Genomic DNA, 19763 nt, shown 5'->3' with positions numbered 1-19763 from the left:
ACAATTTGTTTTAAAACTGCGAATTGGCCGAATGGTGTATAAAGTTGTGCGCAGGTCTAAGGATTACGGTGTTGCAAATTTTATCAATGATCTAAGCTCTTTAAAAGATAAGTCTAATAAACTCTCTTTCACTAACCCTACGGCTTTACTACCAAATTAACCCTTTTCATTAACTGTACTTCGGTCCGGTAAAGAACTGTATCTGATTTTATAAATGTGAGAAATACTCCTTTACGCATGAAATATCATAAATACATAACTTCCATATTTTTATTACTTATAATCTCCTTCGGAGCTATTGGCAGTTCATCCCGTCCAAAGCTTAACGAAGGGTTTGGCAAGTCAGACAAAAATATCCTTCTCTTTTCGGAAGCCCTAAGCGACGATGTTGAATTTGCTGTTTCGACTTATTCTATTAGAGTTGATGCAGAAGTGAATTCAGGATACTTTGCCCCCACCGATTTAGCCCTTTCGCTCTCGGTCAATAACTCCAACCCCGTACTTGGCAATGACGTCGTCTTTACCATCACGGTAACTAATAATGGACCTGAGGATGCAGCGACTGTAGAAGTCGCAGCACCACTTCCGGCAGGCTATGACTATCAGGGCGATGATATCGGAGGCGGAGTGTATAATGCAGGTACGGGAATTTGGACGGTCGGAGGCTTGGCTTCCGGTGCTTCTGCAAGTATTGAGATCACCGCTACCGTTACCACCACGGATGATTATGAATTTTCGGCATCGGTTTCCAGTGAAGAGGAAGACTTGAATGATACGGACAACCAGGCGAGTGTTTCGGTTGATCCTACGTTGATTGCTGATTTAGCTACTTCCAAATCTGCAAGTAACAATTCCCCAAATGCAGGCGACCAGGTTGTTTTTACTGTCACTGTCACAAACAATGGAGGGTATGACGCGACCAATGTCGTGGTCAATGATCAGCTCAGATCCGGCTATACTTACATCAGTGACAACAGTGGGGGAGCTTATAATTCAGGGACAGGTGTTTGGAATGTCGGCAATCTGGCAAATGGGAGTTCGGCAAGTTTAGAAATCACAGTTTTGGTCAAGGGAAGTGGAAACTACCAAAATACGGCAACCGCCAGTTCAGACCAGTTTGATCCAAATAATTCCAATAACCAAAGTTCCATCACCTTAACTCCCGTTCCACAAACAGACCTTAGCATTGCCAAGTCTGTGAACAACGGAACGCCGGATGTGGGAAGTACAGTCAATTTTACCATTTCTGTCACCAATAACGGGCCTTCTCCATCCACTGGAATTGTCGTGTCTGACCAGCTTCCAGATGGCTACGAGTACGTTTCTGACAGCCCTTCTCAGGGTAACTACGATGAGGGATCGGGAACATGGACAGTTGGGAATCTGGCTTCAGGAGCTTCTGCTACCCTGACCATTACCGCCAGAGTATTGGAGCCCGTCTCTGGAGTTGACTATGAAAACCAGACTTCCATCACGGCTAGCAACGAGAATGATCCAAATCCTTCAAACAATTCAGCTAGTGAAATAACGACCCCGGTTTCCAACCCAAGCTGGACTTTGACAAAAAGCAGTTCGGATAGTTATGAAAATCCAGGCGATGTCATTGATTACAACATCACTGTACGAAACACAGGAAACGTTTCCATTTCAGATGTCGAGGTATCAGATCCCCAAGCAACTTCAGGTCCGGATTACAGCTCGGGCGATACGAATACAAACGATATCCTGGAAGTTGGGGAAATCTGGGTTTTTACCGCTTCCTATGAGGTGACGCAGGAAGATATTGACAACGGAAGCTTTACCAACTCTGCTACTGCTTCGGGAGATCCGACAGCCGGAGATTTAGATGATGCATCCGGTAGCACAACCGTAAACGCGACGTTGAATCCATCCTGGACACTCACCAAAACACCTACTCCCACGGATTACGACGCAGTGGGTGATGTGATTACTTACACCATTTCTGTGGAAAACACAGGAAATGTTTCTATTCAAAATCCTACTGTAAGTGATCCGGGAGCTGATGCTACACCGGTTTATTCCTCAGGGGATGATGGAGACGGAGTTTTGGAAGTGAACGAAACCTGGGTGTTCACAGCCTCACACACCATTACGCAGGATGATTTGGATAATGGTTCGTTTACAAATGAAGCAACTGCCTCCGGCTCATTGATTGCTGGAAGTCTTCCAAATGCCTCTGGTTCTGCCAATGTCACAGCCAATCAGAATCCGTCTTGGGAAATGACCAAGACTGCGAATGAGACTGAATATGTCAATGCCGGCGACCAGATCACCTATACCATCGAGATCAGAAACACAGGAAATGTTTCCATTTCTGACGTGAATGTTTCCGATCCGCAGGCCACCAGCGGTCCTACTTTTTCATCTGGAGATACTGATGGAGATTCTGAATTGGATCCGGATGAGGTCTGGATTTTCACCGCCAGTCATGAAGCTACTCAAGAAGACGTAGATAATGGACAATTTACCAATACCGCTACGGCAACCGGTAATCCACCTTCGGGCACACTCGATGAGATCACCGACGGTGCTACCGTTCCATCGGTTCAGAATCCTTCCTGGACCATTTCAAAAACCAGCAATACAACGACCTATAGTAAACCTGGGGATGTAATTTCCTACACCATAGTGGTGGAAAATACCGGGAACGTCACCATTGACAATGTGGTAGTTTCCGATCCTCAGGCCACCTCCGGGCCAACTTACCAGTCCGGCGATCAGAATAATGACCAAAGACTGGATGTGGGAGAAACCTGGACTTATTCAGCGGAATACACCGTCACCCAAGAGGATGTGGATGCAGGCTCTTTTGAAAATACAGCTTCTGCCACCGGCGATCCTGCTGGGGGTGACCTGGATGATGTGGATGCTAATGAATCCGTTCCTGCCACTCAGACTCCAAAGTGGACCATTTCCAAATCTGTCAATGAAGGCGGCTATGGTGAAATCGGGGATGAACTCACGTATGACATTGTCCTTTCCAATACCGGTAACGTATCGATCAGCAATGTAGTGGTGAGCGATCCTCAGGCTACTTCTGGTCCGACCTATGTTTCTGGCGATGACGGAAATGATATTTTGGATGTGGGGGAAACCTGGGTTTTCACGGCCACTCACGTAATCAATCAGGATGATCTGAATGCGGGGGAATTCACCAACGTGGTAACCGCTGCAGGTGATCCAGCCGGGGGAGATTTGGAAGATGCCACAGATGACGCTTCAATAGTAGGTTCGCAAAATCCGAAATTCTCTATTTCCAAAACAGTTGCAGAAAGCGGTTATTCAGAAGCTGGAGAAGAACTTCACTACACCTTGGTGATTGTCAACACGGGTAACGTTACGCTGAGCGATGTGGTGGTTACGGATCCTAAAGTGGGCACCTCGGATGTTTTTCCAGAATTCCTACCTGGACAGACGATCTCATTTGAGTTGACCTATACCGTTACTCAGGCCGATGTTGATCGTGGCTCATTGGAAAATTCTGCCACCGCTACCGCCACAACTCCCTCTGGAAACACATTTAGTCTAAATGATTCTGAAACAATCCGAGCATCTCAGACTCCAAGAATGGAGGTTAACAAGTCTGTCGCTGAGTCAGACTATTCTTCGGTCGGTGAGGTATTGAATTACACCATCATTCTGGAAAATACCGGAAATATCACGATCAACAATCCTGTAGTCGAAGACCCAACTGCCAGCTCCGGTCCGACCTATGAATCAGGTGACGAAGACGAAGACGGAGTGCTGGACGTGGGAGAAGTGTGGACTTACACGGCTACTTATGTGGTCACCCAGGAAGACATTGATAACGGCGGCTATACCAATGAAGTAACGGCCTCCGGTGATCCTGCGGCAGGAGTCCTTCCTGACGAGACCGATGAAGTGACCGTTCCTGCCGTTCAGCTGCCAAGCTGGAGCATAGATAAAACAGCCACCAACAATCCTAAAGAATACAGTGAAGCCGGGGATGAGATTTTCTATGAAATCGTTATCACCAATACCGGAAATGTTTCCATCAAAAGCGTGGATGTTTTTGATGTGGGAGCGACCAATCCTCCGGTTTACTCTTCTGGTGATACAGACAATGACCAGATTCTGGATGTGGGTGAAACCTGGACATTCACTGCCAGCTACATTGTGACACAAGAGGATTTGGATAATGGAAGCCACGAAAATACCGCTCAGGCTAACGGAATCTCTTTGGGAGGAAACCTGCCGGATATTTCTGATGATGAAGTGGTGCCCGCAAATCAGATTCCGGATTGGGAAATCACCAAAACCCCTTCCAGCGATACTTATACCAATGCCGGCGAGGTAATTACCTATACTTTTGAAGTAGAAAATACAGGAAACGTCTCTATTTCCGAAATTTCCCTGGATGATCCGCTGACCGGTGAGCCGGACTATGTTTCTGGCGACACCAATTCCAACGGCAAACTGGATCCAAATGAAACCTGGATTTTCACTGCGCAATACACCATTACCCAAGAGGATATCAATAATGGCTCGGTCACAAACGATGTCTCTGCCAGCGGCACACCTGCGGGCGGCATGGATCTTCCGGATGCTACTGATTCCAATACCATTGACGCTATCCAAAACCCGGAAATTTCCCTGGATAAATCCGTGGACAAAGTCTCTTACGACGACACCGGAATAGTTTTGAACTATACCATCACGGTTACAAACTCTGGTAATTTGAGTTTGAGTGATGTAGCGGTATCGGATGATTTGATTGATTTGGATGAAAGCGGGCTGAGCTTGGAGCCAGGCCAGGAGCTTACTTATACAGGTTCAGTTACCATCACCCAGGAGGACCTGGACAACGGTTCGATTACAAATACTGCTACTGCTACGGGACAAGATCCAAATGGCGAGGACGTGGAAGATTCGGATTCTACAGAATCTGATGCAGATCAAAAACCATTAATCGAAGTCGATAAAGCGTTGACCAGCGATGGATACGTGGAAGCGGGAGATGTGCTGGAATACACCATTACGGTCACCAACACCGGAAATGTTACCCTGACCGATGTGGAGGTAGTCGATCCGCTTACAGGAATGACCGAGACTATTCCAAGCTTTGCGCCTGGAGAAACCATTGTTTACACCACTACCTATACTGTAACAGTGGCGGATGTGGATAATGGTTCTGTGACCAACGATGTGGCTGCTTCAGGCACAGATCCGAACGGAGAAGATGTGACAGATACCGATTCCCAAACCACCAACGGTGCGGAATCAGATGAAATCACCGTCATCAAAAATGTGCAGGAGTCAGGGTATTTTGAAGCGGGTGATGTATTGACTTACACCATTATCGTAGCCAACACGGGGAATTCCACGATTAATGATGCGAGCGTGACTGACCCCTTGACGGGTTTGACAGAGGATATCGGTACCCTTGAGCCAGGAGAGGTTTTAACTTTCACCACCACTTATACAGTGACCCAGGCTGATGTGGACAATGGCACTATTGAAAATACAGCTTCAGCCAGCGGAACGAATACAGATGGAGAAGATGTAGATGATGAGGACACGGAAGTGATCAATGGAGCTCAAAACCCTGAGCTCAATGTCAACAAGTCCCTGACCTCAGGAGAACTGGTGGAAGGAGAGGTATTGGAATATGACATTGTGGTGACCAATACGGGGAACGTGACGATTACTGATATTCAGGTCACTGACCCAACGACTGGTTTGGATGAAAACGTGGGAGATTTGGCTCCTGGTGAATCTGTGACTGTCACTACGTCTCACACAGTTACCTCCGAAGATGTTGCCGAAGGTACATTTACAAATGTTGCAAATGCTAGCGGAAAAGATCCAGACGGTAATGACATTGATGACTCTGATGGCGCTACGACAGGCGATGGAACATATAGCAATCTGGATATCGAAAAAGATGTCCAACAAAACGGTTTTAGCGAAGCTGGGCAAGTCCTCAATTACACCATCGTAGTAACCAATCGAGGCAATGACGACTTGACCAATGTGGTGGTCACCGACCCGCTGACTGGGCTGAATACGACCATTGATTTGGAATCCAAAGAAAGCCAGACGTTCAATGAAACCTACACCGTCACTCAGGAAGACGTGGACAAAGGCTTTATTACAAATACTGCTACCGCCACCGGCCAAAATACCGTCAATGAAACTTTGACTGATTCGGATACCGAACTCATCAATGGAGTTCAGACACCTCAGTTGACCAGCGAGAAACAGGCTGTCCAAGGAGGCTACAAAGCCGTGGGTGAGGTAATTGAATACGTTATTTTAGTCAGAAACTCTGGCAATGTCACTGTTTTTGACACGCAGATAGAAGATCCGCTTACTGGATACACCCAGGAGGTAGCGACGATTCTGCCCGGCGAAATCATTACCATCACAGAATACTATACTGTCACCCAAGAAGACTTGGATGTAGGTGAAATCAATAATACCGTAACTGCTGCGGGAGAGGATTATTACGATAATCCTGTGAATACCTCCGACAGTGAAGAATTGACAGGGGCTAGAAACCCAAGATTGGTTTTGGAAAAGTTTGTGGAAGAAACCACTTATTCCACTCCTGGAGATGAGTTGCACTATACTTTGGTACTCACCAATACAGGTAACCTGACCATTTTCGACACAGAATTAGAAGATAATTTTATTGATTTTACTACAGTTGTGCCTGAATTGGCTCCGACAGAATCAGCCACATTTACTGTCACTTACGTCGTTACTCAGGCGGATTTGGATCGGGGAAATATTCTGAATACAGCTGCCGCAGTTGGAAAAGATTATTTAGGCAGAATCGTCACAGCAGGCGGTGCCGTGAATGTGCCGGCCAACCGCATGCCTGAGATGACTGTGACCAAGGTGGCCGACATTTCCGAGTTTGATGAACCGGGAGTAGAGATCAACTACCTGATTACCGTAGAGAATTCTGGAAATATCACCATTGCTGATTTGCTGGTGAGTGATCCAAAAGCCAGCACCGGACCTGATTACGTCAGCGGAGATGAGCTGGACGATGACATTCTAAGCGTGGGAGAAGTCTGGACTTATGAGGCTACTTACACCACGACCCAAGCAGATGTGGATCGTGGAAGATTTGACAACACAGTCACTGCAGACGGTCAACAAGCTGGAGGAGGTCCAATTGAAGCAACTGGAGATGAAACTGTGGCAGCTATCCAAACTCCAAGCTGGACTTTGGACAAGCGCGGCATCAACAATCCGAGAACCTACAGCACCGTTGGCGAGGTATTGAATTACAGCATTACCATAGCCAATACAGGAAATATTTCCATCACCAACGTCAACCTCCAAGATCCGAATGCCACCACAGGACCGGACTATTTGGCCGGAGATCAGAATGACGACGATGTGCTGGATGTGGGTGAAACCTGGACTTACACAGCCTCCCATGTGATTACCCAGCAGGATATCGACAATGGTTCCTTTACCAATACCGCCAGCGTCACCGGAAATCCAGCAGGTGGAAGCATTCCTGATTTGACAGACAGTGAGACCACCAATGCGATTCAGAATGCAAGGTGGACGCTGACCAAAACCAGTACTACCACACCGAATAGCTACAATAGTCCGGACGATATCCTGAACTACACCTTGGAGCTGAAAAATACCGGAAACGTCACCATCAGCAATGTGGTCTTGACAGATCCATTTGTAGCCCAAGGTCCTACTTACAGAAGTGGAGACAAAGATGCCGATGGCAATCTGGATGTGGGCGAGACCTGGGTTTTCGTTGCTAACTACACCACGGATCAAAATGATGTCAACGTAGGTGAATTCCAAAATACCGCCACAGCCACTGGAACTCCTGCGGGAGGAAATCTGGCAAATGCGATCGATGATGAAATCGTTCCGGCTGTTCAAAACCCACGCTTAGAAGTAACCAAGTCTGTGGAGGAAAGCGGCTATACTGCTGTAGGGGAAGTGTTGAATTACGACATTGTGGTAGAAAATGTCGGAAACGTCACGGTTTACAATATCACCGTTTCTGATTCCAAAACACTTCTGAGTACAACCATCGATGAGCTGGCACCGGGCGAAAGCCGTGAATACACGGAGACTTACACCGTCACTCAGGAAGATGTGGACCGCGGCACTATTACCAATACCGCAGATGCAACGGGCGAAGACTTTAACGGAAATACTGTCCAGGATGCCGATACCGAAGTCCTAAACGGCGCCCAAAATCCTCAGATCACAATCGATAAATCAGTAACCCAAAACAGCTACATCAATGCTGGGGAAGTACTGGATTACACCATTACTGTCACCAATACCGGAAATATCACGGTATTCGATATGGAAGTTTCCGATGATCTGACGGGACTATCTACGACTGTAGCCACCTTCTCTCCGGGAGAAAGTGTGACCTATACCGAAGTTTACACCGTCACTCAGGACGATGTGGACAATTCCAAAATCGACAATACTGCATTGGCAGAAGGGCTGGATTTCAATGGAAATCCTGTCAGCGACGATGATCTCGAAAGAATCACCGGCGTTCAGAATCCATTTATTTCCTCTTCCAAATCTTCTCCTCAGACTACTTACTCATTTGTGGGTGAAGTGATCAACTATCAGATCCTGATCAACAATACAGGTAACGTCTCCTTCTACAACATGGAGATCAATGATCCTAAGGCTGAGATTACCAGCGAAAATCCTATTCCGATTGTTGTCGCCGGGACTACTGCTACTGTGAGCGCAGAACACATAGTGACACAGGCTGATTTGGATGCTGGCTCCTATACCAACCAAGCAACTGCAGATGGTACTTTGAAAACCGGGGTGCCAATTTCTACCACGACCAATCGGGTAACCCTGGATGCAGTTCAGTCACCTTCGATGACTGCGACTAAGGCCACTTCTACCGCCGATTACGACCAGGTAGGGGATGTGATCGAATACACCATCGTGGTGGAAAACACCGGAAATGTGACCTTGACCAATATCACGATCACTGAGCCAAAAGCGGTGATCACCTCCGGAAATCCAATCCTCACTTTGGCACCGGGAAATACTGCCACCATTACTGCCGAACACGTGGTGACTCAGGCAGATCTGGATGCAGGTTTCTACTCGAATCAGGCAACGGCGCGCGGCAAGGACACCAACAATGAAAATGTGGATGCCACTACCAATGAGGTGACGGTTCCTGCAATTCAAAATCCTTCTTTGATTACCCAAAAGCGATCTACCACCAGCAGCTACTCAGCAGTGGGTGATGTGATCAATTATGACATTTTGGTGAGAAATACCGGAAACGTCACGTTGACCAATATTGTGGTGACTGATCCAAAAGCGGAGATTACCAGTGGTAGCCCAATCGCTACTTTGGCACCTCAACAAAATGCCACTGTCACCGCACGGCACGTGGTGGTGCAGGAGGATATTGATGCGGGAAGCTACACGAATATTGCTAATGCAACCGGGACGGATACGAACGATCAGGATGTTACTAATAACACCAATGAAGTGGTTGTTCCGGCGATCGAAAACCCAGCAATCTCGATTGACAAAACTGCAATTACCACCAGCTACTCCGAGGATGGAGATGTACTCTCCTATCAGGTTACGGTGACGAATACAGGAAATGTAACTTTGTATGATGTTGTGGTTACAGATCCGCTCACCGGAATGGATGAGCAGTTCACAGACTTTGCTCCGGGAGATAGCCAGGTTTTCACCACGACTTATACCGTGGATCAGGATGATGTGGATAATGGAGAGGTGCCAAATATGGCTTCCGTAACGGCTGTGCCTCCTGTTTCCAGCGGAATAGCAGAAGTTTCCGATGCGGACGTTGAACTGGTAGAAGCCATTCAGACCCCAAGTATTGAGGTTACTAAATCTGCTGATAAAGCCAGCTACGAGACTCCAGGTGAAGTGGTGACTTACACCATCATCGTGACCAATACCGGAAATGTGACTCTGACTGACGTCGAGGTGACTGATCCATTGACAGGTTTGGATGAAGCCGTGGGTACGTTGGCACCGGATGAAAGTGCGACTTACACGACCACCATCACCATCACTCAGGAGGACATTGACAACGGGTCTATTGCAAATACCGCAGCCACCAATGGAGTCGATCCGAATGGTGATCAGGTAAATGATACGGATGATGAACTGATCAATGCACTTCAAAATGGAGACATTGAAATCACCAAAACTGCCGATCCGAATGCTTTCAGCGCGCCGGATACAGAAATCACCTATACGATTACTGTAGAAAATACAGGTAACCTGACGTTGGAAAATGTGGCAGTTACCGATCCTTTGACCGGGCTGGATGAGACGATCGATGTGATGATTCCAGGTCAAGTGGAAGTCTATACCACTACCTATACGACCACCCAGGCTGACCTTGATGCCGGAAGTATTCCAAACACTGCCAGCGCCGCTGGTCAGACTACTCAGGGAGTTGATGTCTCTGATACAGACAATGAACTGGTTACTGGCCAGCAAAGTGCTTCGATTGAAGTGGTGAAAACTGCCAATCCGCTATTCTTCGATGCAACGGGTGAGGTGATCACTTACACCATCAAAGTGACCAATACCGGAAATGTGACTTTGGATGAGGTAGAACTGGTAGATCCATTGACCAACTTCGATAAGCTGGTTGGCACCATGGCGCCGGGTGAATCCCAGACCTTTAGCACTACTTACACCCTGACTCAGGCAGATGTGGACAACACTAACCTGATTAACACGGCCACTGCCACAGGACTTTCTCCTTCCAATCAGGAGGTTTCTGATACGGACAATGCCCGGGTTTATGTATTTGGATTACCAGCCATAGAAATCGTAAAAACCGCCGATCCGCTGACATTTGACGAGGCAGGCGAGGAGATCACGTATACCTTGGTAGTCACCAATCTCGGTAATGTGACGCTGACCGATGTGACTGTAGTCGATCCACTTACAGGTACTGACCAGTTGGTGGATGATGGGGTTTTGGATCCTGCGGAAAGCAAAACCGTCACCTTAACTTATGAGGCTACTCAGGATGATTTGGATCAGGGTTTCATTACCAACACAGCAACAGCAACTGGGATCGATCCGGATGATGATGAAGTGGAAGATACCGATGATGCTCTGGTTCAAGGATTACGCGCCGGAGCTATCGGCATCGAGAAGACAGCAAATCAACCGACCTTCGATGCAGCCGGAGATGAGCTAGGTTATACCATCACGGTCACCAATGAAGGAAATGTGACTTTGACCGACGTAGAAGCTACAGATCCATTGACAGGTTTGACTTGGGATATTGGAGAAATGGCACCGGGAGCAAGTGTTTCCACAGTGACTAGCTATACGGCAGATCAGGACGATGTCAATGCTGGTTTGGTAGTCAATGTAGCAACTGCCACCGGAAATACGCCTTCTGGAAATGTCGTGACCGATCAGGATGATGCACGAGTTATCGCCATAAGATCTGGTTCCATTGCCATCGAGAAAACTCCGCTTCAGAGAACTTACAGCCAAGCTGATCAGGTGATTGACTATGAAATAGTCGTCACGAATACAGGAAATGTCACACTGACAGATGTGGAAGTAAGTGACCCACTGACTGAATTTGAGACTAGCATTGAAAGCATGGATCCAGCCGACTCGGAAACTTACACCGTTTCCTACACCGTCACTCAGGCAGACGTGGATCGGGGTACTATTGTCAATGTCGCCACAGCTTCAGGTATTACCCCGACAGAGCTAACGGTTACTGATACTGACAATGCGATAGTACTTTCCAGAAGATCGGCTTCCATCTCCATTACCAAGGATGCGGATGTGCAGACTTACGACGAAGTAGGTGATGTCATCGACTACACTTTGGTCGTAACCAATACCGGCAACGTGACCTTGACAAATGTCGAGGTGACCGATCCCTTGACTCAATACAGCACGACCATCCCTACTTTCAATCCGGGAGAAACGGAGGAATTCAGTACTTCTTATGTGATCACTCAGCAGGATGTAGATAATGGCGAGCTTCCAAATACTGCAAGTGTCTCAGGAACTACGCCTGCTAACCTTACTGTCAGCGATACGGATGATGAGCTGGTGACAGCCATTCAAAATGGCGAAATCACCGTTTCAAAAGCTTCTGATGTCAACACTTACGATGCCGTAGGAGACCAGATCACTTATACCATTGTGGTGGAAAACACCGGAAACGTGACCCTGTCCGATGTAGAAGTCATAGATCCACTCACGGGTATGACGGAAGATGTGGATGCTTTGGCACCGGGAGAAAGTGTGACATTCACAGAGGTTTATACCGTTGACCAAGATGATCTGGATGCCGGACAAATTGAAAATACTGCTTCCGGTTCGGGAGTAACTCCTGGTGGTGAAACCGAAGAGGACAATGATTCGGCCATCGTGGATGCGATCCAAGATGGTGAATTGGAGGTTCTGAAATCTGCTGATAAACCAACCTTCTCTGAGGCAGGCGAGATCATCACTTATACCATTGTGGTGACCAATACCGGAAACGTTACCCTCAGCAGAATCTACGGCGTGGACAACAATACAGGTCTGAGTGGATTTATCCTTACTCTTGAGCCAGGTCAATCCAGAACATTCACCGAAGCATACGAAGTGAATCAGACTGACATGGACAATGGCTTTGTCTATAACTTGGTAGATGCCAATGGCTATGCGCCGGATGGCAGTCAGGTTGGAGATTCTGACGACGTGACTGTCCTGGGACTTCAAAATCCTGATATATCTATTACCAAAACTGCAAATCCTAAAACCTACGCCGCTCCGGGTGAGGTGATCACCTATACCTTGGTGGTGGAAAACACCGGTAACGTGACGCTGGATGAGGTGACGCTGAAAGATCCAAAAACTGGTTTGACTCGAAATATTGGAAGTCTAGCTCCGGGAGAAAGCAGTACACTTACTCCTTCTTATACCATTACACAAGCAAATGTGGACACTGGTAAGATTGACAACATTGCTGAAGTTTCAGGGGTAGCTCCTGATAACAGCAGAGCTGAAGACTCTGATGATGAAACAATAACTGCATTGCTTGATCCTGAGATCAGCATCGAAAAATCGGCTAACGTATCCGACTACGACGCTCCTGGCGATGTGATCCGATATACTTTAGCAGTGACCAATACCGGAAATGTGACCTTGACGGATGTGACGGTTAGTGATCCATTGACCAGCCTGACTACCAACGTCGGCACCTTGGCTCCGGGTGAATCCACTGATGTCAGAGAAAATTATACCGTCACTCAGGCGGATATCAATAACGGCTCCATCTTTAATCAGGCTACTGTCATAGGCAATACTCCGCAGAACACACAAGTCACTGATGAGGATGATCTGACCATCGAAGCGATTCAGTTGTCATCCATCGAGATCGTGAAGGAGACCACGCAGACTACCTACGATCAGGCTGGAAACGTGATTTTCTACACCCTCACTGTGACCAATACCGGAAACGTCACCTTGACAGATGTGACGGTGACAGATCCGCTGACCGGCTTGAATTATAACGCCGGTTCATTTGCTCCAAATGAAACCAAGCAGGGGCAAACCGCCTACACCGTCACCCAGGCGGATATGGATAGCGGGGAAATCCTGAATACGGCTACGGTAGTCGGTACAGATCCGAATGAGGAGCAAGTCAGCGATGACGATGAAGTTCTGTCTAAAGCAAACCAGATTGGCGGAATTGAAATCACGAAATCAGCTTCACCACAGATTTACACCGCTGCCGATCAGGTAATCACCTATACGCTGGAAGTGACCAATGTCGGAAATGTGACTTTGACAGATGTGGAAGTGACAGATCCGTTGACAGGATTGACGGAAACTGTTCCGGTATTATTGCCAGACGAAACCCAGCAATTCCAGACTACCTACACCGTAAGTCAGGCGGAAGTGGATACGGGTTCTGTGACCAATATTGCGACAGCTACGGGCACCACTCCATATGACGAAGAGGTTGAAGATACCGACAACGAACAGATTATTGCGGTGCAAAACGGAGCGATAGAAGTGACCAAAACTTCTAACCCTAAATTCTTTGATGCTGCGGGTGAGTTGATCACTTATACCATTGTTGTGACCAATGTTGGAAACGTGACCTTGGACGACGTGCAGGTAAATGATCCGTTGACCGGCTTCAATGAAGCGGTAGGCACATTGGCACCAGGGGAAAGTGAGACCTTCACGACCACTTATACCCTTACTCAAGAAGATGTAGATAATAAAAATCTGGTCAATACTGCTACAGCAACCGGAGTAACTCCGAATGATGAAACGGTAGAAGACACAGATAATGCGAGGATCTTCGTGATCGGAGAGCCGGCAATCGAATTGACCAAAACTGCTTCTCCGCTGACATTTGATGAAGCGGGAGAAGAGATCACTTATACACTTACCGTGACTAATATCGGTAATGTGACCTTGGACGAGGTGACGATCACAGATCCACTCACTGGTACCGATGAGAATGTAGGCACTTTGGCGCCAGCCGAAAGCACCTCGATTACGGTCACCTACATTGCCACACAGGATGACTTGGATCAGGGATTCATCACCAATAGCGCTACGGCGGTAGGAATTGATCCTGATAGTGATGAGGTGGAAGATACCGACAATGCTACCGTTCAGGGATTGAGATCTGGGGCCATCGGCATAGATAAGAAAGCAAACCAGTTGACCTTCGACGAAGCTGGAGACGAACTGACCTACACCATCACGGTGACCAATGAAGGTAATGTGACCCTGGATAATGTAGTCGTAACTGATCCTTTGACAGGATTGAATTGGGAAGTTGGAGAAATGGCACCGGGTGAGCAGGTTTCAACTGTGACCTCGTACACGGCGGATCAGGATGATGTGGATGCTGCTTTAGTACTGAATGAAGCTACCGCAACAGGAGAAGCCCCATCAAGCATTGAGGTAACAGACTCCGATGACGCCAGAGTTTTGTCTCAGCGTTCAGGTTCTATTTCTATTGACAAAACTCCGCTTCAAAGAACATTTGATGCAGCCGAGGAAGTCATCGAATACACGTTGACTGTGACCAATACCGGAAACGTGACCTTGACAAATGTAGAGGTGACCGATCCGCTGACTGGGTTTGACAATGGAGGAGCGCTTACTTTGGCTCCAGGAGCATCTGAAACTTACACGGTTTCTTACACGGCTACTCAGGCAGATGTGGACGCTGGATTGATTGTGAATCAGGCTACCGCAACAGGTGTCACTCCTGCGGACAGAACTGTGACAGATACCGATAATGCAGTGGTATTGTCCAGAAGAGCTGCAGCAATTGAGCTGACGAAAGAGGCGGATGTGGATACTTACGAGGCAGTTGATGACCTGATCACTTATACACTAACTGTGACCAATACCGGAAATGTAACTTTGACTGATGTGGAGGTGACCGATCCGTTAACAGCTTATAGCACTGTTGTTCCGACTTTGGAGCCAAGTGAAGTTCAGGCGTTCACTACTGTTTACACCATTACCCAGGAAGATCTGGATAATGGCGAATTGCCAAATACCGCAACTGTGACCGGTACAACACCGGCAGATAGAACTGTTGCTGATACAGATAATGAACTGGTGACAGCCATCCAAAATGGTGAGATCACCGTCACCAAATCCGCGGATGTAGATACTTATACCGCTGTTGATGACGAGATTACCTACACTATTGTGGTGGAAAACACGGGTAATGTGACTTTGACCAATGTGGAAGTGGTGGATCCTTTGACAGGTTTGACAGAGACAGTTCAGACTTTGGCACCGGGAGAAAGCAGAACATACACTGCCGTCTATGCGGTAGATCAGAATGATATCGATGCGGGTCAGGTAGAAAATACCGCTTCAGGCTCAGGGGAAACTCCTGCCGGAGAAACCGTAGAAGATGAAGATTCTGTGGTAGTAGAAGCTACGCAAACACCAGAAATCGATCTGGTCAAAGAAGCTGACAAGGCTACCTATTATACTGCTGGAGAAGTGATCATTTATACGATTACTATCACCAATACCGGAAATGTGACTCTGAATACCTTGGAAGTCACAGATCCATTGACGGGTGCCGACGAGCCCATCAATACCTTGGCACCGGGAGCAAGTCTATCCAAAGATTTCCCTTACACAGTTACTCAGGCGGATGTGGATAATGGACAAATCGACAACACTGCAAGTGTAACTGCTTTGGATCCAAATGATGAAGTAGTTGAAGACAGTGATGAGGTGACCGTGGATGCCATCCAGCAAGGTGAGATCGAGCTGACCAAATCAGCCAATGTCTCTACTTATGATGAAGCAGGCGATCTGATCCGATATACTGTGGTGATCACCAATATCGGAAATGTGACCTTGACGGATGTGAATGTGACAGATCCACTGGTGAATTTGGATCAGACCTATCCATCCATGGCACCGGGAGAAAGTTATACCTTAACCAGCCGATACACCGTGACTCAGGCGGATGTGGACAATGGCCAAATCGATAATACGGCAAGTGTAACCGGTAATTCTCCAAATCCAGCTACAGTTTCCGACTCGGACGATGTAACAGTGATTGCAGAGCAAAGTCCGGCTATTCTCCTTGAAAAAGTAGCCGATGTGGCCAATTACGATGAGGATGGTGATGTGATCACCTATACGCTCACTGTGACCAATACCGGAAATGTTACATTGACCAATGTGATCGTGACCGATCCATTGACAGGCATGGATGAGACTATTCCGTCCTTGGCACCGAGTGAGGTGTTGACCTATACCACCACTTACACCATTGAGCAGACGGATGTGGATGACGGTTCGGTGATCAATGATGCCAATGTAATTGGTACTCCTCCAATAGGCCCTGATGTGACTGACGAAGATGCAGTGGAGGTTCTTGCTTTGCAAAGCGGTTCAATAGACTTGACCAAAACAGCAACTCCTCGAATCTTTGATGCGCCGAATGAGGTAATCACCTATACTTTGGTGGTGACCAATACAGGTAACCTGACTTTAACCGAACTGAATCTGGTGGATGAAAGACTTTCTCTGGACGAGGAATTCGGACCTTTGGCACCGGGAGAATCGGCGACATTTACGCCTACTTACACCACTACACAGACAGATGTAGATGCAGGGAGCATTATAAATACTGCAACTGTTACCGGCAACACGTCTGTGGAAGAAGGCCTGACCGACACAGATAATGTTACGGTATTCCGTCGCGGCACACCGGGAATTGAAATTCAAAAGACGGCTTCGCCAAAAATCTATGAACGTGCCGGACAGGTAATCAATTACACGCTGACCGTGACCAATGTGGGCAACTTGACGATTGGGAATGTGGTCATCACGGATGATTTGACAGGCTTCTCAGAAAATGTGGGAACCTTGGCTCCGGGAAGTATTTCGATCAGAAACACTTCTTATACCGTGACTCAGGCCGATATGGACAGCGGCAGTATTTCCAATATTGCAACTGTCCAAGGCATAGCTTCCAACGCTGAAGTGGTGACCGATGAGGATGAAGAGAGTGTGACTGCATTGACCGCTGGCTTACTCTCCATTGATAAAACACCAAGTCCAAGATTGTACCGTGAAGCCGGTGATCAGATCACCTATACCATTGTGATCCGAAACCGTGGCAATGTGACCTTGAGCAATGTGGCCGTGACCGATCCACTGACCGGAATGGACGTGGCTGTTGGGAATTTGGCTCCGGGAGCAAGCAGGACTTATACTGAAGTTTATACCATTGCCCAGCAGGATGTAGATGCAGGTCTGTTGACAAACATTGCCACAGCTACTGGCACTACGCCAAAAGGACGTGACCTGGAAGTGACTGACAATGCGGTAGTGGTAGCCTTGAGAGATGGCGATATCGCCATCCAAAAAACCGCCGATGTTTCGACTTACGATGCTGCAGATGATGTGATTCCTTACACCATCGTTGTGACCAATACCGGCAATGTGACCTTGACAGATGTTTCGGTGACGGATCCTCAGACTTCGCTGAATCAGGTTGTTGGTACTTTGGCACCGGGAGAAAGTGCTACAGTCACCACTACTTATACCATCACGCAAGCTGATGTGGATGCGGGAGTCTTTGAAAATATTGCGACAGCAACAGGAATTACTCCTGCCGATAGAACTGTGGAGGCAATGGATGATGAGCAAGTGACAGCTATCCTGAATGGAGACATTGATATAGAAAAAGTTTCTGATATCAGCACTTACGATGAGGTTGGCCAGACAGCGAATTATACCATTACGGTGACCAATACCGGCAATGTGACCCTGAGCAATGTGATTGTGAGAGATCCATTTACCGGTTTGGATGAAGTCGTACCTACTTTGGCACCTGCTGCTTCGGTAAGCTATTCCACTTCGCATGTGATTACCCAAGAAGATCTGGATAATGGGTTCTACGAAAACATAGCCGGAACCCGTGGCACCACTCCTCAAAATGTAAATGTGGTGGATCTGGATACTGTTCAGATAGATGCTATCCAAGAGCCGTCTATAGTTTTGGAGAAAACTGCCGATGTGGACACCTTCGACGAAGCAGGCGATGTGATCGAATACATGGTCGTAGTGACCAACAATGGAAACGTGTCCTTGGATAATGTGACTGTTACTGACCCTAAAACCGGATCAAGTAGAGACTTTGGAACATTGGCTCCTGAAGAAACAGCTACCATCACAGTAAGCTACACCGTGACACAAGCCGATGTGGACAGAGGCTCTTTGGAAAATGTGGCTTTCGTAACCGGAGAAACACCTGACGGCGGCGAGGTAGAGGATGAGGATGAGTTGATCATAGACGGCATCAAGAACCCAGCTATAACTATAGAGAAAACGACCACATCTACAACCTATGCTGAAGCAGGTGATGTAATTCCATATACACTGGTAGTGACCAATACGGGCAATGTGACCCTGACCGATGTAACGGTAGAAGATCCTTTGACAGGTTACTCAGAGAATGTAGGAACACTTGCTCCGGGCGAAACGGTGACCTTGACGACGGATTACACGGTGACCCAGGCAGATGTGGACAGCGGTGAAGTAAGCAATATAGCCACAGCCACCGGCACAGATCCAGACGGGGGAGAGACCGACGGCACCGATAGCACGGTAACCCCTGCGACGCAGACCCCGGGCTTGAGTGTGGAAAAAGAAGCAAACGTGGACGAATACGATGAAGCGGGCGATGTGATCCCTTACACCATTGTGGTGACCAATACCGGCAACGTGACTCTGACCAATGTGAACGGCAGGGATGACTTGACCGAACTGACCCGAAACTTTGGTACCATGGCACCGGGAGAATCCATCACTGTGACCACCAACTATACTGTGACCCAGGAAGACGTGGACAATGGCACCATACTGAACTTTGCGACAGCGACCGGTACCGATCCTGACGGCAACCCTACAGACGGTGGAGACGGTGCAGAAGTGGACGGTATCAAAAATCCATCCCTGGATGTGATGAAAGCCACCAATGCGACTACCTATACCGAGGCAGGCGAGGAGATCAAGTACGGCATCGTAGTGACCAATACCGGTAACGTGACACTGACCGATGTGACCGTGGAAGATCCATTGACCGGACTGACAGAGGATGTGGGTACCCTGGCACCTGGAGAAAGCGCCACGATCATCACGAGCTACACGGTAACCCAGGATGATGTGGACAACGGCACGATCAGCAACTTTGCGACAGC

The 19763-nt window shown here is 47.7% G+C and carries 1 protein-coding gene; it reads left to right on the top strand.

Features of this window, described 5'->3' with window-relative positions:
• Nucleotides 1-237: 237 nt before the first annotated feature.
• Nucleotides 238-19763: DUF7507 domain-containing protein (locus tag BM386_RS19250; protein WP_091697240.1), on the top strand; the 19526-nt coding region annotated here is incomplete at its 3' end.

Origin of the sequence: Algoriphagus locisalis (assembly GCF_900116615.1) — a bacterium.
In the GTDB taxonomy this organism is placed as follows: Bacteria; Bacteroidota; Bacteroidia; order Cytophagales; family Cyclobacteriaceae; genus Algoriphagus; species Algoriphagus locisalis.
The sequence above is the reverse complement of the archived record's forward strand: the minus strand, read 5'-3'. Positions and strand labels throughout refer to the sequence as shown.